This is a genomic window from Hymenobacter mucosus (assembly GCF_900188255.1).
Taxonomy (GTDB): domain Bacteria; phylum Bacteroidota; class Bacteroidia; order Cytophagales; family Hymenobacteraceae; genus Hymenobacter; species Hymenobacter mucosus.
Window position 1 is genome coordinate 141,100 of sequence record NZ_FZNS01000008.1, and the last position, 21,595, is coordinate 162,694.

18 protein-coding genes are annotated in these 21,595 nt (G+C 53.5%); 7 read left to right on the forward strand and 11 right to left on the reverse strand.

Going from position 1 to position 21,595, the window contains the following annotated elements; all coding sequences use genetic code 11:
• The first annotated feature begins 62 nt into the window (after nt 1–62).
• Both ftsA and ftsZ read left to right on the forward strand, forming a co-directional pair.
• Nucleotides 63–1,457: a cell division protein FtsA gene (ftsA, locus tag CHB83_RS17650; protein ID WP_045689111.1), complete on the forward strand. Its 1,395-nt coding sequence runs from the start codon at nt 63–65 to the stop codon at nt 1,455–1,457.
• Between the two features lie 118 nt (nt 1,458–1,575).
• Nucleotides 1,576–3,099, forward strand: coding sequence for a cell division protein FtsZ (ftsZ, locus tag CHB83_RS17655; RefSeq protein ID WP_089333575.1), 1,524 nt, complete (start codon nt 1,576–1,578; stop codon nt 3,097–3,099).
• Nucleotides 3,100–3,603: 504 nt separating this feature from the next.
• Here the strand turns inward: ftsZ and CHB83_RS17660 are convergent.
• On the reverse strand, nt 3,604–4,737 hold the full coding sequence (locus CHB83_RS17660; RefSeq protein WP_089333576.1) for a cytochrome-c peroxidase: 1,134 nt from the start codon (nt 4,735–4,737) through the stop codon (nt 3,604–3,606).
• Between the two features lie 152 nt (nt 4,738–4,889).
• Between CHB83_RS17660 and CHB83_RS17665 the strand changes: the two genes are divergently transcribed.
• On the forward strand, nt 4,890–6,164 hold the full coding sequence (locus CHB83_RS17665; protein ID WP_089333577.1) for a voltage-gated chloride channel family protein: 1,275 nt from the start codon (nt 4,890–4,892) through the stop codon (nt 6,162–6,164).
• A 90-nt stretch (nt 6,165–6,254) separates the two neighbouring features.
• On the opposite strand, the gene CHB83_RS17670 is transcribed toward CHB83_RS17665, so the two are convergent.
• The 6 genes from CHB83_RS17670 to CHB83_RS17695 all read right to left on the reverse strand — a co-directional run bounded on the left by CHB83_RS17670 (nt 6,255) and on the right by CHB83_RS17695 (nt 12,656).
• Nucleotides 6,255–7,307, reverse strand: coding sequence for a cytochrome-c peroxidase (locus tag CHB83_RS17670; protein WP_089333578.1), 1,053 nt, complete (start codon nt 7,305–7,307; stop codon nt 6,255–6,257).
• 8 nt (nt 7,308–7,315) lie between these two features.
• Nucleotides 7,316–7,999: an MbnP family protein gene (locus tag CHB83_RS17675; protein ID WP_143437181.1), complete on the reverse strand. Its 684-nt coding sequence runs from the start codon at nt 7,997–7,999 to the stop codon at nt 7,316–7,318.
• Between the two features lie 338 nt (nt 8,000–8,337).
• A complete protein-coding gene (locus CHB83_RS17680) occupies nt 8,338–8,865 on the reverse strand; it encodes an NADPH-dependent FMN reductase (RefSeq protein ID WP_089333580.1) in 528 nt (175 codons plus the stop codon).
• A gap of 123 nt (nt 8,866–8,988) precedes the next feature.
• Complete coding sequence (locus CHB83_RS17685) at nt 8,989–9,744, reverse strand: succinate dehydrogenase/fumarate reductase iron-sulfur subunit (RefSeq protein WP_045687796.1); 756 nt, start codon at nt 9,742–9,744, stop codon at nt 8,989–8,991.
• Between the two features lie 183 nt (nt 9,745–9,927).
• A complete protein-coding gene (locus CHB83_RS17690; RefSeq protein WP_089333581.1) occupies nt 9,928–11,862 on the reverse strand; it encodes a fumarate reductase/succinate dehydrogenase flavoprotein subunit in 1,935 nt (644 codons plus the stop codon).
• Nucleotides 11,863–11,888: 26 nt separating this feature from the next.
• Nucleotides 11,889–12,656 carry a succinate dehydrogenase cytochrome b subunit gene (locus tag CHB83_RS17695; RefSeq protein WP_045687779.1) on the reverse strand — a complete coding sequence of 256 codons (768 nt, stop codon included), beginning with the start codon at nt 12,654–12,656 and terminating at the stop codon, nt 11,889–11,891.
• A gap of 232 nt (nt 12,657–12,888) precedes the next feature.
• On the opposite strand from CHB83_RS17695, the gene CHB83_RS17700 reads away from it, so the two are divergent.
• From CHB83_RS17700 to fabD, 3 genes are all read left to right on the forward strand, one after another.
• On the forward strand, nt 12,889–15,771 hold the full coding sequence (locus CHB83_RS17700; RefSeq protein WP_089333582.1) for a T9SS type B sorting domain-containing protein: 2,883 nt from the start codon (nt 12,889–12,891) through the stop codon (nt 15,769–15,771).
• Nucleotides 15,772–15,842: 71 nt separating this feature from the next.
• Nucleotides 15,843–16,148 carry a hypothetical protein gene (locus CHB83_RS17705; protein ID WP_089333583.1) on the forward strand — a complete coding sequence of 102 codons (306 nt, stop codon included), beginning with the start codon at nt 15,843–15,845 and terminating at the stop codon, nt 16,146–16,148.
• A 126-nt stretch (nt 16,149–16,274) separates the two neighbouring features.
• Nucleotides 16,275–17,162 carry an ACP S-malonyltransferase gene (gene fabD / locus CHB83_RS17710; protein ID WP_089333584.1) on the forward strand — a complete coding sequence of 296 codons (888 nt, stop codon included), beginning with the start codon at nt 16,275–16,277 and terminating at the stop codon, nt 17,160–17,162.
• 67 nt (nt 17,163–17,229) lie between these two features.
• Here fabD and folK read toward each other — a convergent pair whose 3' ends face one another.
• Both folK and CHB83_RS17720 read right to left on the reverse strand, forming a co-directional pair.
• Nucleotides 17,230–17,727: a 2-amino-4-hydroxy-6-hydroxymethyldihydropteridine diphosphokinase gene (gene folK, locus CHB83_RS17715; protein WP_089333585.1), complete on the reverse strand. Its 498-nt coding sequence runs from the start codon at nt 17,725–17,727 to the stop codon at nt 17,230–17,232.
• Nucleotides 17,728–17,734: 7 nt separating this feature from the next.
• Entirely contained in the window at nt 17,735–18,598 is an 864-nt protein-coding gene (locus CHB83_RS17720) for an alpha/beta hydrolase family protein (RefSeq protein ID WP_045687774.1), read from the reverse strand.
• A 148-nt stretch (nt 18,599–18,746) separates the two neighbouring features.
• On the opposite strand from CHB83_RS17720, the gene CHB83_RS17725 reads away from it, so the two are divergent.
• Complete coding sequence (locus tag CHB83_RS17725; RefSeq protein WP_045687773.1) at nt 18,747–19,727, forward strand: polyprenyl synthetase family protein; 981 nt, start codon at nt 18,747–18,749, stop codon at nt 19,725–19,727.
• 118 nt (nt 19,728–19,845) lie between these two features.
• Here the strand turns inward: CHB83_RS17725 and CHB83_RS17730 are convergent, their stop codons facing one another.
• On the reverse strand, nt 19,846–20,148 hold the full coding sequence (locus CHB83_RS17730; protein WP_045687772.1) for a hypothetical protein: 303 nt from the start codon (nt 20,146–20,148) through the stop codon (nt 19,846–19,848).
• Between the two features lie 121 nt (nt 20,149–20,269).
• Entirely contained in the window at nt 20,270–21,565 is a 1,296-nt protein-coding gene (locus tag CHB83_RS17735; protein ID WP_082455337.1) for a peroxiredoxin family protein, read from the reverse strand.
• Nucleotides 21,566–21,595 lie beyond the last annotated feature (30 nt).

A 21,595-nucleotide genomic window follows, 5' to 3' on the forward strand; every position in this document is an offset into this window, starting at 1 on the left:
GGATCAGCGTTTTCGACTACTACCTACCTGCAAGCAACCTCAACTTCCTCGCCTCTCCTCCCATGCAAAACGATAAAATTGTAGTCGGACTCGACATTGGTACCACTAAAATCTGCGCTCTGGTGGGGCGAAAAAACGAGTTCGGCAAGCTTGAGATACTGGGCATGGGTAAGGCTGTGTCGGAGGGCGTAGTGCGGGGTATCGTGTCGAATATTGACAAGACGGTTGACGCCATTAAGAAAGCCATCCGCCAAGCAGAAGAGCAATCAGGAATCAACATTGGTGTTGTGAACGTGGGTATTGCTGGTCAGCACATCCGTAGTCTGCAGCACAACGGCAGCATCACGCGTGCCTCTCAGGATAGCGAAATCACCCTTGACGATGTGAACCGGCTTACCAACGATATGTATCGATTGGTAACGCCACCCGGCTCAGAAATCATCCATGTAATGCCGCAGGATTACAAGGTAGATTACGAGGAGGGAATTATGGATCCGGTAGGCATGTCGGGAGTGCGCTTGGAGGGCAATTTCCACATTATTACGGCTCAGAGCACAGCTATCAACAATATCAATAAGTGCGTTACGAAAGCGGGTCTAGAAATCGATAACTTGATTCTAGAGCCCTTGGCATCGTCTATGTCAGTTCTCAGCGACGAGGAGAAAGAGGCCGGCGTAGCACTGATTGATATTGGGGGTGGTACTACTGACTTGGCTATCTTTAAAGATGGCATCATTCGTCATGCTGCCGTGCTGCCCTTCGGTGGTAACATTGTGACCAGCGACATCAAGCAGGGCTGCTTGGTAATGCAGAACCAAGCCGAGCAATTGAAGGTGAAGTTTGGAAAGGCTATTGCCGAGGAAGCCAGCGAATACGAAATCGTAAGCATTCCTGGTCTGCGAGACCGGGCACCCAAGGAAATCAGCTTGAAGAACCTCGCCTATATCATTGAGGCTCGGATGGAAGAAATCGTGGAGCTCGTGTACGCTGAGATTCAGCGGCTAGGATTCCAGGATAAACTGGCTGCTGGAATCGTACTGACGGGTGGTGGCTCGCAACTGCAAAACCTGGTGCAGCTCACGGAGTACGTAACGGGTATGGATACCCGGATTGGCTACCCCAACGAGCACCTAGGGAAGAGCCGCATCGAGGCAGTAAAGTCGCCGATGTTTGCTACTACCGTGGGCCTTGTGTTAGCGGGCTACCGGTCCCTCGATGACCGTTTGGCCCAGCGTGGCTACGAGGAGCCCCAGGAGCAGCCTGCGTACCGTCCGGCTCCGGAAGTACGTAATACGCCCGCCCCGGCACCCCAGCCTGCTCCCGTTGCCCAAGCTGCGCCGCAGCCGGCTCCAGCGCCTGAACCGAAAAAGCCTTCCGGTGCGGGCGACTTTTTTCAAAAGATCCTCAGCCGTACCAAAGGGCTGCTGATCGATGATTTCGACGACAAGCAATATTAGGTAACTTGGGTCTTAGGGACTTGGGGTCTTGGTTTATTGTTGATTTGATGATGACTGAACTGACTTCAAGCACCTGTTGCCAAGACCCCAAGTCCCCAAGACCCTAAGACCCCACCACATGAATTTTACTTTCGATATTCCGGCCCAGTCCCAATCCATCATCAAGGTGATTGGCGTAGGGGGCGGCGGCTCCAACGCCGTCAACCACATGTTTGGCCAGGGCATCAAGGATGTGGAGTTTATCATCTGCAACACCGACAAGCAGGCGCTAGCTTCCTCGACGGTGCCCAACCGTTTGCAAATAGGCGCTGACCTGACCGAAGGTCTGGGAGCTGGGGCTAATCCTGAGCGGGGCAAGCAAGCGGCTATTGAAAGCCGTGAGCAGATCCGCGAGTTGCTCAGCAATGGTACCAAAATGGTCTTTATCACGGCCGGTATGGGTGGTGGTACGGGCACGGGTGCGGCCCCAGTTATTGCCAAAGTAGCAAAAGAGCTGGGTATCCTTACCGTAGGTATTGTGACGGCTCCCTTCATGTTCGAAGGCAAGAAAAAGCGTCAGCAAGCTGAGCAGGGTATCAAGGAACTAAGTGATAACTGCGATACGGTACTGGTAATTCTCAACGATAAGCTGCGTGAGATTTACGGCAACTTGCCTATTCGTTCAGCATTCGCCAAAGCCGATAACGTGCTGAGTACGGCGGCAAAGTCAATTGCCGAGATTATTACGGTAACGGCCGATGTGAACGTGGACTTTGAAGACGTGAAAACCGTCATGAAGGACTCGGGAGCGGCTGTTATGGGGAGCAGCATCACGGAAGGCGAGAACCGCGCCCAGCGTGCTGCGGAAGAGGCCCTTGCTTCGCCGCTGCTGAACAACACCGATATTCACGGCGCTCAGCGTATTTTGCTCAGCATCATGTCGGGCGACCAGGCTGAACTGGAAATGGATGAGCTCACCGAAATCACGGAGTGCATCCAAGACAAGGCAGGTCAGAATGCTGAAGTAATCTTTGGTCACGGTATCGACCCTACGCTGGGACAGAGCATCCGCGTAACGGTTATTGCCACTGGTTTTGCTCGCGATGCGCACAACATCACCAATGTTGTTCCTCGTGAATCGGAATCTGCTGCAACTCAGCCTGACCCCCAAATCAACATCTTCGACAGGGACCGTCAAGATGCGCCATCGGTGCCCGTAGTTCCTACGTTTGGCCCGCCTCCTGCGGTGGTTCCGGAGCCCCAACCGGTTAAGTTCGACCTCGAAACTTCGCCAGCCCCTGTGGCCCATATGCCTCCGGTTGTGTCGGCTCCATCAGCTCCAGCTCCTGATCCAATCTTGTTTCAGCAGCCAGTGGCTCAGCCCGCGCCGCAACCTACTCCTCCTGCTACCACGCATCATACCCTCGCGCGCCCATCCTTGGATGCTCGGGCCGAGGAGCGTCGTCGTCGACTACAGGAACTGAGCAATGGCCTCACGAATGATGCAATTAAAGACCAGCTAGAAACCCCGGCTTACCTGCGCCGCCAAGTGAAACTGGAAAATGTAGTACCTTCTTCAGAGCAGAACATCAGCCGATTTAATCTCTCTGATGATAACGAATTGCTGGGCGACAACCGCTTCTTGCACGACAACGTTGACTAACTAGTCTTGTTATCACTACAACAGAAAAGGCCGCTGTGGTTTTCCATAGCAGCCTTTTCTGTTGTAGTGACTAGCGCAGCCCTACGGACGAGCTGAGGATGGAACGGAGGCCGTGTCAGTGACAACAGTATCACTAGATGAGTAGGGACGTTTGGGTTCTCCTATCTCCCGATCAGGGCTAAGCGTACGCCCTCTAGACGAGGTAGAGGAGACAGTACTACATGCAGCTAAGCTTGCAAGTAGTAGAAACGGGACTATGATTTTCATAGGGTGCAGTGAAAGGACGAAGCTAGCTGTAATAGGGGAAATACAGGAAAGCCAACGAGTAGTGGCAACTGCTTCTACGGTAAGGCAAGCGAATAACCGATATTATAGGCACGTTTAGGCTACCGCGAGAATAATTCTTACCACAAGCTAAGGCAAGTAAACTCCTGCACAAATGAGTTGGCCTAGTGTAATAGATTGCTATACTGCTAGTTGATAACTACCCTTTCTGAGGACTATCTATGGTTTAAATGGGTCAGAAAAACGGGAGTCTTTAATGAAAGTCGTATCGGTAAGGGTGTGCAGAAAAGCAATAAGCTGAGTTTTCTCAGCCGCAGTAAGATCAAGGTGAGTGCCCCCAGGAGTGTTTGACAGCAGGACGTTGGGGTCCACGCCAGGACTATTGACTAGCACGTGCTCATTATAATGGTCCAGTACCTGCTCTAGCGTTTGAAAGCGGCCATCGTGCATGTAAGGAGCCGTAAGCGCGATATTACGCAGGGTAGGAGCCCGGAATTTTCCCCGGTCGGTAGCCAAAGAGGTGACACTAGCCCGTCCTGCATCCGCAAAGGCTACATCTAGGCCGTTGTTGAAGAAATCAGGAGAGCTAAACAGCCCCGTAGCATCAAGGTGACAATGATGGCAGGTGCCACCACGGATAAAGATGCCGCCCACTTCACCGGGGTGGTTGTTGAACACAGCTAGCCCAAGCTGTTCGGTGCGCGTAAGCGTGCCTTCCTTGCGGATATACTTATCGTAGCGGGAATTAGCAGAAATCAGTGTGCGCTCAAATTGCGCCAAGGCTTTCAGCACATTATCCTCCGTGATGGTACTACTGCCAAAGGCTTTCTGAAAGAGGGGAGGGTAGAGCTCCGTCTGCTGAAGTTTACGCACCCCATCGGCAAGCAGTTGATGCATCTCGACGGCATTCTCGATGGGGGTACGGGCTTGTTGCTCCAAGCTGGTAGAGGCGCCATCCCACGTTAGGGAGGTTTCCCACAGAACATTTGCTAGAGACATGGCCCCCCGTGGGTGAGGGGCTCCGTCTACCCCTACCGCGTGCGCAAGCCCATCGGTGAAGGCTTTGCTTTGCTGGTGACAGCTCCCGCAGGATTGTGTACCTGTGCGGGAAAGCTTGACTTCGTAGAACAGTTTCCGCCCTAGCTCTACCCCTTCTACTGTCAGCGGGTTAGAAGCGGGTATGGTTACGGTTTGGGGTAGGTTTTTGGGTAGCGCCAGCGCATAAGGCGTAGGGGCATACGGATTATCTTCTTCCTCAGTGCCACTGCCATCTGTGCCGCATGCACCAAGTAGAAGCCCCGGGATCAGCAAGATCAAATACCGAAACGATAAGCGCGCAAAGGACAGGAGCATACACAGATAAGCAGAAGAGTAAACCTCAAGGTATCACTTTTGCAGCCCAAACGCCAGGAGTGTCAGGATCGGTTCCTGGGGTAGCGCTCCGAAATGGGTTGCGTACTTTTACTTGCCCGGGGCTTGCCGGGTAACCTCGCACCCTGCGCCGTATGAAGTCTCGTTTGCTGACCTTGCTTACTGAGTATAAGTTGTTGCTGCTCTACCTCGGGCGGTGGGGACTTATCAGTGGTAGCGTATCTATTTTGGCGGGTACAGCATCGGCAGGCTTCCTACTAGCGCTGGACTGGGTAACGGCGTGGCGGGAAGCCCATCTCTGGATTATTGGCTTATTGCCAGTAGGAGGATTGCTGGTAGGGCTGCTGTACTATTACGTTGGCCGCTCAGTGGAAGCCGGCAACAACTTGCTGCTGGATCAAATTCACCAACCGCGCAATGTGCTGCCTCTGCGCATGGCCCCGTTGGTGTTGCTGGGTACGCTGCTTACGCACTTTTTTGGGGGCTCCGCAGGCCGTGAGGGTACGGCGGTGCAAATGGGCGGGGCACTAGCCGATCAGCTTACCCGGCTGCTACATTTGCACCGCCGCGACCGGATAGTACTGCTTATTGCTGGTATTAGCGCTGGTTTTGCTTCTGTATTTGGTACCCCACTGGCTGGTGCTGTGTTTGGTCTGGAAGTATTCTTCATCGGGCGGCTACGCTATGATGCTATCCTACCCAGCTTTCTGGCGGCTATTGGTGCTGACTATGTTACGCGAGCTTGGGGCGTTGGCCATACTTCCTACCCTTTGTTGGCCGTGCCAACCCTATCAGTTTCGTCTTTGCTTGCCGCCGCCGCCGCCGGTATTGCATTCGGAGTAGTAGGGCGGCTGTTCGCAGCTACTACGCACGCCATGGGGGCTGCCTTTAAACATCTTATTCAATGGCCACCTCTGCGACCTGTGGTGGGAGGTATGGTAGTGGCGCTAGCCGTGTGGGCGCTGGGAACTACGCGCTACATTGGACTGGGTGTGCCTACCCTAGTAGCAGCGTTTCACGAGCCCCTGCCCGCTTATGCCTTTTTGCTTAAGTTGCTACTTACGGCCCTTACGTTGGGTGCTGGTTTTAAAGGTGGAGAAGTAACCCCGCTGTTTTTTGTGGGTGCTACGCTGGGCAACGCACTAGGTCTCGTATTGCCGCTTCCTATGGCCCTGCTAGCGGGTATGGGCTTTGTAGCTGTGTTTGCTGGGGCTGCCAACACGCCGTTGGCGTGCATGCTCATGGCCATAGAGTTGTTTGGGCACGGTTGCGGGATATATGTCGGCATAGCTTGCGTCGTCAGCTACTTGTTCTCGGGCCATCGGGGCATCTACAGTGCACAAGTTATCGGTGAGCCAAAGCACCGGCTGTGGGTGCGCCAACAGGGCAAACGCCTGCGGGAGGTGTAGCGCTGGTAAAGCCAGAGGTTTTCTTGAAGTGCTACAGCGCTAGGCGCTCAAAAGCCGCAGCAGAGTAGCCATTGTCACCTTGGTTTACAGTTACTCGGCTAACCGAGCGTCAGCTAAGAAAGCGCTATCAGTTAGTGTATGCAGAAAAGCCACTAAGTCGCTCTTTTCCTGTTCGGAGAGGCTAATGCCTAACCGGCCGTTGGGGCGGCGAAATTGGGCGTCGAGGGTAGGGGAGTCGACCATATCACTAGCGTAGTGGTTTAGCACTTGTGCTAAGGTGTGAAACCGGCCGTCGTGCATGTAAGGGGCCGTCAGGGCTACATTACGCAAGCTGGGTACTTTGAAGCGACCTGCGTCCTGGGGACGCCCCGTGATATGGGCGCGGCCCGAATCGGCGGGGAACGTAGCGTCCAGACCGTTATTGCGAAACGACTCGTCCGTAAATAGCTCGCCGCCGTGACAAGGTGCGCACTTCTGGCGTGCTGTGGCCAGCCCACGTAGCTCTGCTGCGCTCAGTGCGCCATTGGCTTCGTGCCGAACATAGTGGTCGTAGCGAGAATTGGCGGAAGTAAGAGCTGCGGTGAATTGCGCCAACGTCCGCAGAAACTGATAGGAAGTAATGGGCCGCTCTCCATACACTTGTGCAAACCGCTGTTGGTAGGCGGGGTCAGCATTCAGCTTTTGTAACACGTTGTCTAGGGTCTCATCCATTTCCCGTGGGTCGGTGATAGGAGCCAAAGGCATTGTCTCGATGTGGGTAGCGCCTCCATCCCAGAGCAGGCTAGTTTTCCAACGAAGATTCTGCAAAGCAGGAGCATTTCGCGCACCCAACCGGCCTTCTACCCCCTGACTGAGGCGATGATCAGCGTTAGCGAAAGCCCCCGACTGCTGGTGGCAACTTCCGCACGAAACTGCACCAGTACGGGAAAGGCGGGTATCATAAAAAAGGGTACGACCTAACTCGTATGCCTCACGGGTAGGCGGGTTCTGAGCCGCAGCATATACGGGAGCGGGAAAGTTAGCGGGCACCGTAGCGCCGGGCACTTCCCAGGCAGGGCTAGTTCCTTCCTTATTGCAGCCAACAAGGAAAAAACTAGCTAAAGCAATGGCGCAGCGCAGGGCTATCCAAGAATAGCGTGCCATGCTCTTGCCTAGTTGGCGTGTACATAGTCTACCACAAACATGCCCGCAGCTTGGTTGTCGGCAACCACCACTGAGTTAGCCCCGCCCATTGTGTTATAGAGTTGGGTAAAGCGAACGGTAGTAGGGCCGGTGAACATTTTTAACACGTCCGCTTTCAAGTGCAGTGTGGGTGTCTGGGTGCCCTGGACTTGAATGGTAGCGCCTTTTAGCGACGGCGAAATGGTACGGATAGTATTGTGGGGCGCTTTAAAACCACCAATATGGAATACCAACGCCGTATTTGGTGCTTGTGGGGAAGTGCCTTCTAGTTTGGTGAAGATGTAGCCTGTGTTCCACGACCAGAACATGTTCTTCTGCGGGTCGAGGGCACCCGTTTGAGCGCCGGCCACGTTACGCGCACTATCGACACCGATTGTAAAAGATAAGCTAGTATAGTCTCCGGCCGGAATGCCCGATAAAGTGAAAGTTTTACTTGCTGGCACTGCCTCGTCCACCAAATAATAGCTTTCTGGGACTAGGTGCGTCGTGCCATCGGCCTTCTTGAGTGTAAAGTTGGACAGGTAGTATTTGAACGTCGATACGGTGAACTGGTCACCGGCAGGCGTAGCATATGAACCCGTGTTGAGAGCCAGAGTAGCCGTACCAACTACGTGGTCAATTGCTACGTCTAGCGTGCCAACTTTGGGCTGCATATCACTATCCTCCTTGCAGCTTGTGAGAGCTGCACTGGAGAAAAGCAGGTAAAAGAAAATAGCGGAAATCTTACGGAGTTTCATCTTCACTGAGCACAAACAAGGTTACTGAAAAGCTAGTTATCCTTATTGAAGCAAATATAGCTGCACTATCTGCTCCTTATGCACCTAGTGGCCCAGTACTGCCAGTTCTCGACTAAACGTCTGAACTAAGAGTAACAAGAACACAAAATGGGCTGAAAGGCGCGTCACAAGCAGAGAGCTGAACTACGAATTACTAAAGATACAGGCTACTAGGTCAAAAGACCTTTGGCCTTCTCTGTGCGAAAAAGGAGGTGCTAAAAAGCCAACAGATGAGTTACTTGCTCACGAAGTAGTTGTTGATATAATGGCTCGGTGAGTTGCCCCTCAGTAGTTAGATGTTGATCAATAAAGGGCAGACGCACGCGCTGGGGTAGCACGGCGGTTCCCAGGTACATCAGCACATCCGTGAGGTGGTTAAGCGGCAGCTGCCCTCCTTGCCCACCCGACGATAAGCCCACTAGTGCTGCCTTCTTGCCCCGGATACCACCCGGGTAGGGGAGGCCATCAATGAATGCCTTCAGCACACCGGGGAATGAGCAATTATACTCCGGAACAATAAATACGAGCTTATAGGCTTGCTCAGCAAGTGAAACCAACCGATTGAACTCATCGTGGCGGCCGGTATTATGATATAGCGCAGTGGTAGTAAAATCTAGGGGAAGCTCGGCTAAATCAAGAATCTGATGCGGTTCGCCCAATTCGGCTAGCAGGTTGGCGTAATACTGAGCGAGGCGTAGGGCACGGGAATTGGGCCGGTTAGTACCAGCAATGATGGTTATCATCAACGGGGAGCAGTTAGAAATGAGCGAACTAGGCTTTGCCGCTATACGTGGCGGCGTAGGTATAACAACAAAAAAGCGAAACGGCAGGCCGTTTCGCTTTTTTTGTACCAATAACCGGAAAACTTACGCGAGGTTATTAGAAGTAGCCTTCGCGTTGATGAACTCGCGGTTCATGATGGCAATATTCTCGAGAGAAATACCTACTGGGCATTCAGCTGCGCAAGAGCCGATGTTGGTGCAGGCACCAAAACCTTCCTTGTCCATCTGCGCAACCATGTTTTCAACACGGGTTTTGCGCTCTACGTGGCCCTGAGGCAACAAGGCCAACTGGCTTACCTTGGCCGAAACGAACAACATAGCCGAGGCGTTTTTGCAAGATGCCACGCAAGCGCCGCAAGCAATGCACGTAGCGGCTTCAAAAGCACGATCAGCAATATCCTTGGGAATCGGAATTTCGTTGGCGTCTGGGGTACCCCCAGTGTTTACCGAGATATAACCACCAGCTTGAATAATCCGGTCGAAGGCAGAGCGGTCTACGCTCAAGTCTTTGTTAACCGGGAAAGCGGTAGCACGCCAAGGCTCAATGGTGATGGTATCACCATCATTGAATTTACGCATGTGGAGCTGGCAGGTAGTAGTGCCTTTCTCCGGACCGTGCGCACGGCCGTTAATAAACAAGTTACAAGAACCACAGATGCCTTCGCGGCAGTCGTGGTCGAATGCTACTGGCTCTTCGCCCTGACGGAGCAGGTCCTCGTTGAGCACATCCAGCATCTCTAGGAAAGACATATCTGGCGAAATATCCTTCACCTTATAGTCTACGATGCGACCTTCGGTGTTGCGGTTACGCTGCCGCCACACTTTCAGGGTAAGATTCATCGGTTTGGCATTGGGGTTACTTCCAGCCATTGTGGTATGGGTCTTGGGATTCGGCGCTGAGTAGCTTGGCAAAAGCCCTCAGCACCGTCCCTATTTTTCTAAAAATTGAACCTGTCAAACGGGTGTTGATATCCTGAAGCGCTAGGGCAAAACCAAGACCCTATTACCGCAAGGATGCTTCCCTTACTTGTAGCTGCGCTGAGTGAGCTTCACGTTTTCGAAGTGCAGCTCTTCCTTATTGAGTTTCTCGGGCTGGTTGTCGCCCTGATATTCCCAAGCAGCTACGTAGGCATACTTTTCGTCGTCGCGGAGAGCTTCACCTTCAGGGGTCTGGTATTCCTCCCGGAAGTGACCACCGCAGCTTTCGTTGCGGTTGTAGGCATCATCCACCATCAACTCACCGAGTTCTAGGAAGTCGGCCACCCGGCCGGCCTTTTCTAGCGCTTGGTTCATTTCGCCTTCAGTGCCTACTAGTTTCAAGTCGCTCCAGAACTCCTTGCGCAGCTTCTGAATTTCCTTTTTGGCGTGCTGCAGTCCTTCGGCCGTACGAGCCATACCGCAGTACTCCCACATGATGTGGCCTAGTGCTTTGTGGAACTCATCGGGAGTACGAGTACCATTGATGCTCATAAGCTTTTGTACACGAGCGCGCACTTCAGCCTCGGCTTCTTTGAAAGCTGGGTGGTCTGTAGTTACCGGCTTAGGAGCGGTTTGGGCCAAGTAATCACCTATGGTATAAGGAATTACGAAGTAGCCATCTGCCAATCCTTGCATTAGGGCCGAGGCACCAAGGCGGTTAGCGCCGTGGTCAGAGAAGTTACACTCGCCCGTGGCGTACAGGCCAGGAACAGTGGTTTGTAGGTTGTAATCTACCCATAAGCCACCCATAGTATAGTGCACGGCTGGGTAAATGCGCATGGGCTGCTCATACGGATCTTCACCCGTAATCTTCGCATACATCTCGAAAAGGTTGCCGTATTTGGAGCTTACCCATTCGGCACCATTGCGCTTGATAGTATCGGCGAAATCGAGGTACACAGCCAGCCCCGAAGAGCCTACGCCGCGTCCTTCGTCGCACATCATCTTAGCGTTGCGCGAGGCTACGTCGCGTGGAACTAGGTTGCCGAAGGCAGGGTACTTGCGCTCAAGGAAGTAGTCGCGGTCCTCTTCACGAATGTCGGATACCCGAATCTCTCCTTTGCGCAGACGCTCAGCAGTTTCTTTAGAAGCTGGTACCCATACCCGACCATCGTTACGCAGCGATTCCGACATTAGTGTCAGCTTCGACTGGTAGTCGCCCGATACAGGGATACAGGTGGGGTGAATCTGAGTGAAGCAAGGGTTAGCGAAGAAAGCTCCCTTCTTGTGCGCCCGCCAAGGAGCGGTTACGTTGCAGTACTTAGCGTTAGTGCTTAAGTAGAACACGTTGCCATAGCCACCCGTAGCCAGTACTACTGCGTGAGCCGAATGCTGCTCAATCTCGCCAGTAATGAGGTTACGCGTAATAATGCCGCGTGCCTGTCCATCTACAATTACCACGTCCAGCATTTCGGACCGGGTATACAGTTTCACCTTTCCGTAGGCTACCTGACGTGACAAAGCCGAGTAGGCACCTAGCAGGAGCTGCTGTCCGGTTTGGCCGCGGGCATAGAACGTGCGGCTAACCTGAGCACCACCGAAGGAGCGGTTGGCGAGAAGTCCGCCATATTCTCGTGCGAAAGGTACTCCTTGCGCTACGCACTGGTCAATGATATTAACCGATACCTGAGCCAGACGGTACACGTTGGCTTCACGGGCGCGGTAGTCGCCACCCTTGATGGTATCGTAGAACAAACGGTACACCGAGTCGCCGTCGTTCTGGTAGTTTTTAGCAGCGTTGATACCGCCCTGTGCCGCAATAGAGTGGGCGCGGCGGGGAGAATCGTGGTATGTGAAAGCCTTTACGTTGTAGCCCAGCTCTGCCAAGGAAGCCGCAGCTGATGCGCCTGCTAAGCCCGTGCCTACTATAATAACGTCGTACTTCCGCTTGTTGGCGGGGTTAACCAGCTTTACGTTGAACTTATGCTTATCCCACTTTTCGGCCAAGGGGCCTTCGGGAATTTTGGAATCCAGTATCATAAGCAGAGAAGAAAAAGATGGGATGGCTAGCGGAGAGCAGGCTCCTCAGTTAAGGAACGCTCAACCGTGTTGCCAGTGGCAGGGCGCGGTTGGTAAGCGGAGCTAAAGAACATAATCAGCGGAATCACTGCGAACAAAACCGAAATAATTACCGAGAAGGCGTAGCCAGTTGCGTAAACAGCCGGCGTGTATTTGCGGTGGTTGAGGCCCAGGGTTTGGAAGCCGCTGCGGAAGCCGTGCCACAGGTGATAGCCAAGCGCAATTTGTGACAAGGCGTATAAGGCTACGTACCACGGAATCTTAAAAGAAGCAGCCGCCACTGAGTACAGGTCGCCCACGGGATGATCTAGGTTCGGTACTTTTACTTCAGCTAGTCCGCCCATTGCATCAAAACGTGAACGGATCCAAAAGTTCATCAAGTGAACAATCAGGAAGATAAGCAGTAGTGTGCCGAGCAAAGCCATGTTGCGCGAAGCCCACTGAGAGTTCTGTTCGGAGTGGTTCACTACGTATCCCTGGGTGCCGCGTGCTTTCTTGTTTTTTACTGCCAGCGCGAGGCCCTGATAAATATGAATCAACAGGCCTAGCATCAGTACAACCTCCATGGCACGGATGACGGGATTAGTACCCATGAACTCGGCCCAGAAGTTAAAAGAAGCGCCGCCGTCGTGGCGCAGCATCTGCAAGTTGATGAGCAGGTGCACTACCAGGAACGAGCAGAGAAACAGGCCAGTAAGGGCCATAATTATCTTACGGCCGATGCTGCTGGAGAAGGTTTTGGTAATCCAACTCATATGAGCTACTGAAGGGTTTGGGAAGGACGGTTATAGCGGTCAAAGGTAGGGTCCAACCCAATAGGAAACAATCTGGACGGAGCTTTACCGTTGTAGTGAATCTATCCCCTGACAACTCCGTTAGTACTTTGCGACACCGTAATAACCCAAGCCACTCGCTTTTTGTTAGCATTTTAGCCTACTTCTGCCGACATTCTTCTTAGTTTCTCTGCCCTCCCAATAACCTGACAGTATGAACCTTCAGTTACCAAACCGCGCCGTGCGGCTGGTGCTGGCACTTGCTATCCTTGTTCTAACTTCCTGGGGCCTCGCGCCTGGTGCGTTTGCTACGCACTTACGCGCTGGCGACATTCAGGCGAAGACGGATACCACTGCTGCCCGCAATCCGCGCCGGATCTTCTTTAAGATGGTGCTCTACCAGAGCAATGTAAACACGAATGTGGATGAAGAGGCAGTCACTATTTTCTATGGTGATGGAAAGACTTCTGGCCGCAATGCTATCCGTCGAGTAAGCAAAACTCCCGTCGGCTGCGATGGTACTACCTTCCGCATGGTGTACTATTTTGAGCATACCTATGATGCGACTGGTACTTACACGGTGCATTACATTGGAGAAAACCGTAGCCGAGATGTACGCAACATGGCTGAGTCGGCTAATCAGTCTTTCTATATCTCAACTACTATTGTTATAGACCCTACGTTGGTTGTAAACCACTCACCGGTGCTCAATGCTCCTGCGTATGATCGGGCGGGGCGTAACCAAGTTTTTTTGCAGAACCCAGGTGCTTCCGATGCAGATGGGGATTCACTTGTATACCGCCTAACCCCCAGCCAACAGGTACCCGGTGGGGTAGATGCAGTCTTGACGCAAACGGGTGCTAACCTCAACACCCCGCGGCCACAAGTATGTACAGGATATGTAACGCCTGAGCGAGTAGGCAGTTCACCACGACAGGTAGCCTATGAAGGCCCACCAGTAGGCGTTCCGAATGCCCCTGCCATTTTTCAAATTGACTCTCGGGGCCAAATTGTTTGGAACGCTCCACTTGAAGTTGGAGACTATAACATTGCTTACGTAGTAGAAGAATGGCGCCGGATACCGGGGGCGCGGGCTCGTCGTATTGGCATTGTTATTCGTGACCTGCAGATTACGGTAGGAGCTAATAATAACCTGCGGCCTACTATCCGGATACCAAACGACACCTGTGTTATTGCTGGTACTCCTATTCGACGCATTATTACTGCCACAGACCCCGAAAATCAAGGCGTCACTCTTACTGCCTTCGGTGGTATTTTGCCACGTCCGGCCATTTTCACCCAGACTCAAGTTGGTCCTCCAACTCGCGCTACTTTCTCATGGACGCCTACTTGTGAAAACATCCAATCTGATCCGCACCAAATTCTGTTTAGAGCGGAAGACAGGCCTCTCAACAACTGTGGGGCTACTCTTATTGACGAACGAGCGTGGCGAGTAACGGTAATAGGCCCTGCTCCACAAAATTTACGCGTTGCGCAAACTGGTAACAATGCCCAACTCAGCTGGGATAGTTATATCTGCCAGGTGCCAGGCGCCCAGATTCTCATTTTCCGTAAGGAAGGCTCCGGTAACGTGCCAACGGATGCGTGTCAAACCGGCATTCCTGCTTCGGCTGGCTACACGCAAATTGGAAGTGTATCGGTGGGCACGCGCAACTACATTGATGACCGCAACGGACTAGGCTTAGAGCGTGGTAAGACGTATTGCTACCGCATCTATGTACAGTTCCCACGTCCAGCTGGTGGTGCTAGTATAGCTTCTCAAGAAGCATGCTTGACGCTAGTAGGCCGCTCGGCTCGCTTTACAAACGTGACGGTTGACCGCACGGCTGCCACCAACGGCCAGATCACCGTACGCTGGACCCGTCCGGCTCCGGTTAGCAACTTCAATGCTCCCACTGGCTACCGGTTGTACCGGGCAGTGGGCCAGAGTCCGGCTGCTACTGCGTATGATGCCCCTCGCGTCATTAACAATATCAACGACACCACATTTATTGATAACGTAGGACTGAACACGCTCACTAACGCATATACATATAAGCTGGAATTCTTCAGCAACTCGCTGCCTACTCCAGGGGCACCGGTGCTGGTGGAAATAGCTGCGCCTGCATCGAGTGTACTACTGAATGCTACGCCAGATCCGTTGCTTAAAACAGTTGCGCTGTCTTGGACCTACAATGTGCCATGGGATAATACCCGGCGGCCAACTACTATCTACCGGCAGGTAGGCAGCCAGTTCTTGCCCATTGCGAAAGTAACCGGTACCGCTACTGGTGGCACGTACGTAGACCGCGGAACTACTGCCAATCCTTTGGTAGTAGGCACCACCTACTGCTACTACGTAAAAACGAATGGCACTTACAACCCAGCCCTGCCTGACTCTTTAATTAACCTTAGTCAGCAGCGGTGCGTGGCCTTACAGCCTGTTCTGTGTACACCGGTACTTACGCTCAAGCCCACAAACTGCGACAGTTTGGCCAGTCGTTTGTTTGATTTGCCTACTACTCCCGCCAACGGTGAAATTTACACCAACAACGTTAGCTGGACGCTAAGCAACCAACCCACCGCCGATTGTAGCCGCAACGTGGCATCTTACGTGCTGTACTACGCACCCACGGCTGCTGATTCGTTGCGGGTGCTGACAACCTTGCCCGGCACGCAAACTAGCTACGCCCATACTGGGCTGCGCTCAGTTCAAGGATGCTATGCAGTGCAAGCCGTAGATGCCACGGGCGCTACCAGTGCCTTGAGCAATAAGGAATGCAAGGATGACTGCTTACTGTTCCTACTGCCTAATATCTTCACCCCGAATGGTGACGGCAAGAATGATACCTTCCGGCCGAAGGTGTTTAGTCCCATCAAGCGCACGAAAGTGCAGATCTTCAACCGCTGGGGTGTTAAGATCTATGAAAGCGACAAAGACCCATTCATTAACTGGAATGGCGGCGGAAGCGCTTCTGAATCTGGTTCTGGTCCGAGGGTGTCGGAGGGTATGTACTACTATCTGGCCGACGTAGAGTTTGGTGATGCTGGTGGCACGAAGCGTACCTTCAAAGGCTGGGTGCAAATCAACCGGTAAGCCCATTTTTATCATTACTGCATAAATAAAAGGAGCAGACGTACATTCGTCTGCTCCTTTTATTTTGTGACATGATTAAACGTCTATTCACTATCCTAGGGCTGGTTGGCATCCTACTAGGTTGCCAGCAGCAAACTGCGCCGACTACGGTGCATTCCGCCGCTACTGAAGAACAAGCGCGGGCGGCCGTCAAGCGTTACTTGCAGGCTCAGCCCAACGCTGCGCTGTACGTGCCCGACTCGGCCAGCGTACTTGAGGTAGAAACACGGTGGCAAATACTGGTGCCACGCCGAGACTGGGCTGATCGGATGCCCAATCGGGCCGCGTTTGAGGTGGATAAGCTTACCGGAGAAGTGAGCGGCGTGCCTCTGAAATAGCATAGGAGCCAAGACTATTTTGCCGGAGCCCGCCATTTTGTGCAGCTTGCAGGCTAAACGGCCTCGCTGCGTAGCAGCAGCAAGGTCTGTTGCTATCCTTCCACCCGCCATACTTTCTTCGCTCTAGTGAAAGCAGTTATTTTTCCAGGCCAAGGCAGCCAGTTCAGTGGCATGGGCCGCGACTTGTACGAGCAGCACCCTGCCGCCAAGCACTTGATGGACCAAGCCAACGAGCTACTCGGATTCTCGCTCACTGACGTTATGTTCACCGGCTCTGATGAAGATCTGCGCCGTACCAACGTAACGCAGCCGGCTATCTTCTTGCATTCAGTAGCCTTGGCCGCAGTAGTACCTAGCCTCAACCCCGATATGGTGGCAGGTCACTCGTTAGGGGAGTTTTCGGCACTAGTGGCAGCTAAGGTTCTTAAGTTCGAGGACGCCATGCAACTGGTAGCACAGCGCGCCCAAGCTATGCAGGCTGCCTGCATGGAGCAGCCCGGAACTATGGCCGCCATTTTGGGGCTCGACGATGAAACTACAGCCCGCATCTGTCAGCAAATCAGCCAGGAGGGTAATGTAGTAGTAGCAGCCAACTACAACTGCCCCGGCCAGTTGGTCGTGTCTGGCTCCCAGCGCGGTATTGAGCTGGCTTGTGAGCAACTGAAGGCTGCAGGCGCCAAGCGGGCCCTGCCGCTACCCGTAGGTGGCGCGTTTCACTCCCCACTAATGCAATCGGCCGAGGCCGCGCTGGCACAGGCCATTGCTTCCACCACGTTCTCGGCTGGCATCTGCCCAGTGTATCAGAACGTGGATGCGGCTCCGCACACCGACCCCGATGAAATTCGTGAGAACCTAGTGCGTCAGCTGACGGCTCCGGTACGCTGGACCCAAAGCGTGCAGCGCATGGCTCAGGATGGCGCCACTGAGTTTGTGGAATGCGGCCCCGGCAAAGTGCTACAGGGACTTGTGAAGAAGATTGCACCGGAAGCAGCCGTTAGCTCAGCTGCGGTGTAAACATGCTTTCCTGGGTACAACAAGAAGGCCTCCTGACTGCAGTTCAGGAGGCCTTCTTGTTTTGCTATCAGGTAGGATAATCCTCCGCAACCTGGTGTACTTCTAACGCATCTGTACACGCTGTTAAGAGTTCAGCCACAGTACACCTTAAGGTAGGATGCATTACCTCCGCTCCAATTTCAGTTAATGGGACCAGGGCAAAGCGTCGTTCGGGTAGGCGCGGGTGGGGCACCTGTAGGCGCGGGGTATCTAGTATAAGGTTATCGTACAGCAGAATGTCCACGTCAAGGGTGCGAGCTCCCCACCGAACTAAGCGCTGTCGTCCAGCGAGCTGCTCAGTAGCGAGGCACGCGTCCAGCAGCTGCTCGGGGGGCAGGGAAGTGCGTAGTTGCACCGCCTGGTTGAGAAACGCGGGTTGATCTTCGAGGCCCCACGCCGCCGTTTCGTAGAAATGAGACAGCGCCTCGATGGGACCCGCTACGGCGGTGAGATGGCGCACTGCTTCCTGTAGCAGCGCAAACCGGTCGCCTAAGTTGGAGCCAAGCAGCAGGTAGGCAGTAGGCATGATAGAGCTACAGCACGCGCCGTAAGAAGTCGCGGGTTACTTCGGCGGCTTGCTGAGCCTGGGTGGGTAGCGTACTACCCGACCACGGATGGGCACCCCCAAAATTGTGGGTCACGCCGGGGAGGATGGCTAGCTCCGCATCGGGTTTGTGAGTGTGCAGCTCGTGAGCCCGGCCCACGGGTACGGTTTCGTCTTGGTCACCGTGCAGCAGTAGCAGCGGCTGCGAGATTTTGCGGCGTAAGTTGTGCGCAATATCAAGGCGCAGACGGTTCTGCTGGTAGTCTTCCACCATTTGGAAGTAAAGGGGAAGTTGTTGCTTGGTACGGCTATTTTCTACGTGATATACTCCCTGCTGCTGCCAGTGCTGCATGAGTTCCTCCGTCCAGCCCGGGTTCACATTGCTAATAGCGGCCCAGGTTACTACGGCCTTTACACGGGCGTCTTCGGCCGCCTTTAGTAGCACTAAGCCGCCGCCGCGGCTGTGTCCAATCAGGGCCAGCCGGGAAAAATCCGTTTCGCTGTCGGGTAGGGGAGAGGTAGCTTCTAGGCAGTCGAGAAGGGTGCCAATGTCGTTCAATTCCAGGCTGAAGTTATTCTGCCCAAAAGCTTCCAAATCTTCAAGGTCGCCGGTGCCACCCACTACTACCCCGTTGTGGGAGAGGTTCAACTTCACAAACACGAAGCCTTGCTGAGCAAACCATTCGCCCAACAAGTTAAAATGCCCCCAGTCCTTGAAGCCCTTAAACCCATGTACAAATACCACAAGAGGCTTGGGCTGCCCAGTAGGCAGGTAGTGCGCATCGGCGGCAAATGGCCGGGAATGGTGCGAACTGCTGAGTAAGAAATCGAGGTGAACTGGCTGAACTGGCATAGGGGCGAAGGTACGGCTTGAGAGGAGGAGTTTATTGTTCAGCTAGGGCTCTGGGCACGTGTTAAGCCACAACCCATCAAACTCCCGCTTTCAACATCTCACCATTTTACCTTTTTCCCCGTATCATTGCAGCGCCCAAAATACCCGCATGACCGTTACGCTGGACCAAATACAGGCTCCTATTGCCGCCGAGATGGAGGAATTCGAAAAGAAATTCCGCCAGTCCATGCAAACGCGGCAACTGCTGCTCGATAAAATCATGGGGTATATTGTGAAGCGCAAGGGTAAGCAGATCCGGCCCATGTTTGTGTTCTTCACGGCCAAAATAAGCGGGGGCGACCCTCTGCCCGAAGCTACGTTTCGGGGCGCGGCCCTCATTGAACTGCTGCACACAGCCACCTTGGTGCACGACGATGTAGTAGACGAGAGCAACTACCGCCGCGGGTTCTTTTCCATCAATGCCCTCTGGAAAAACAAGATTGCCGTGCTTGTGGGCGACTACTTGCTCAGCAAAGGCTTGCTCCTGAGCTTGGAAAATGACGATTACGAGTTGCTCAAAATTGTGAGCAATGCCGTGAAGGAATTGAGTGAGGGTGAACTACTGCAAATTGAAAAAGCGCGCCGCCTCGACATCACGGAGGATGTGTATTTCGATATCATTCGTCAGAAAACGGCTTCGCTGATTGCATCCTGCTGCGCCGTGGGGGCCGCTTCTGCCGGCGCCGACAAGGAAACTATTGAACGGGCCCGCCTCTTCGGCGAAAAGGTAGGGATGGCCTTCCAAATCAAAGACGACTTGTTTGACTTCGGCACGGCTGAAATTGGAAAGCCCGTGGGCATCGACATCAAGGAGAAAAAGATGACCTTGCCCCTGATCTACGCTCTAAGTCAGGCTGATTGGCTGACTAAGCGCCGCGTCATCTACAACGTGAAAAACAACGATGGCCGCAAAGACCGAGTGCAGGCTGTTATCGACTTTGTAAAGCAATCGGGAGGTCTCAACTACGCCATCAAAGTAATGGAACGCTACCGTGACGAGGCATTGCAAGTGCTACGGACTTTCCCTGCTTCTCCTTCCCGCACTTCTCTGGAACAGCTCATCAACTACACAATCGAGCGGGAAAAGTAAAAATTTGCCTACGGGTTAGGCGGTCAACGTCTACTACCAGAAAACAGAACAGGCGCCTGAGAGGCGCCTGTTCTGTTTTCGTAGCCATACGGTCTATCCGACCGTTGATTTGTTTATTTTAGTGCTGTACTTGGTAGGATACGCTACCAGGAGCAACTTCCGATACATCAAATTTTACGCCGTCGAAGGTACTCTTTACGGTGATTTCGTGCGTCATTTCACAGCCTGGGCATTTGATTTCTTCTTTCTCAAACTGGCCGTCGTCCTCCATGGAGTTGGCCAGATGATCGGGGGCTGGCACACCAATGGAGTCGGTGAACACTTCGGTATGACACTGATTGCACTCAAACTTCAAGCCTACCGTGTGGCCTTGTAATTCGTCAATGGGGGCAAGGGCATCGGGTTTCTGCTGAATCCACATAGTAAGGGAGGTTGGTTATGGAGAGATAGGGAGAGCGAGGTGACGGGCACGCCTACAAAAAGCAGCGCCCCACTCGGTCTTGTACGAGAAGGGCGCTGCTTTAAGTTACTCCAAGGGTTGCTTACTCGGCAAGAAGCTGGTCAATGGTCTTGTTGAATTCGGCCACTTCCTGCTCGTAGTATTTGCCCGTGCCTGGGCCAGAATAGCCCGTATGAATCTTACGTACCTCACCCTTTTTGTCCAGAAAAATAGTGGTAGGGAAGGCAATAACCTTGGCAAGCTGCGGCAATGACTTGCTGGCTTCGGCCGCCGAGGCCTGGCCCGCCACGGCTAGATCGTAGCCTACCTTCATGCGTTCCTTCATCTTCAGCAGCTTCTGCGACGCTAGCTTCTGGTCGGCCGTACGCTCGTAACCCAGGCCAATGATTTCTACGCCGCGCTGCTTGTTCTTCTCGTACCAAGGAGCCAGGAAGTTGGTTTCGTCCATGCAGTTGGGGCACCAGGAACCCAGAATCTGCACCACTACTACCTTGCCCTTGTATTTTGGGTCAGAAGGGGAGATGCTGCCTCCCTCGTAGATGCTAGGAAACGTAAAGTTGAGCTTTTTCTGGCCAGGTTTCATACCGGTGAGGGCGTTGGCATCAGGCAGTTTGGCGTTCGGGTCGAGGGTAGCCGTCCAGGTTTCGTGACCCGACTTGCCGCTGTAGAAATCACCTTGCAATGTATTGCCCTGCTTCTGAGCGGTGAACAGGAAGCCGTGGCTGCCATCAAAGGTGGAGAGCCTCATGGTGTTTCCATCAACGTTGCCCGCTAGGTACCGGTAGTCGCCAGTGGAGGTGAGGAAAGTGCCGGTTATGTTGCGGTCTTGTTGCTTGAAAACTCCCACGGCTGGATAGGTTTCGCCATCGTCACCCTTAAATGTTACCTTCCAGGTGCCGTCAAACGACTGGTTTTCCTGACCGGATTTTGCGCCGAATAAGCTGCCGGAGCCTTTCCGCGCCGAAAATGGCACTCGGTAAGGCGTCTTACCATCGTACTTCACCCAGGCGCCCTTCAGGTTGGTTTCTCCGTCGCGGTACACTACCAAAGCTGCATCAAATGCGCCGAGGCGAATGGTAGTAGAGTCTCCAACGGTTTTGATTTCGTCCAGCTTCAGGCGCTCTTCGCCATTGCGCAGCGTTACGGCTACGGGCTGGTTGTTATTACCCGTTTCAATGTCAAATAAGAAAGGAATCTCTTGGCCTTGGGCCGAGAGTACACCCCGCCACGGACCAGCGGGCAGGTAGTTAGAGTTTGTGCCGGCGGTTTCACCGGGCGCCGGTTTTTCCGACGAAGCAGAGTTAGACTGACAGGCCACCGCAGCCAGCGCGAGTCCGGCCCCGGCTATGGCCTTGCGAAATGAGAAGGCAACGGGCATAGGGAAATGTAAATGTTAGTTCGGGGCTAA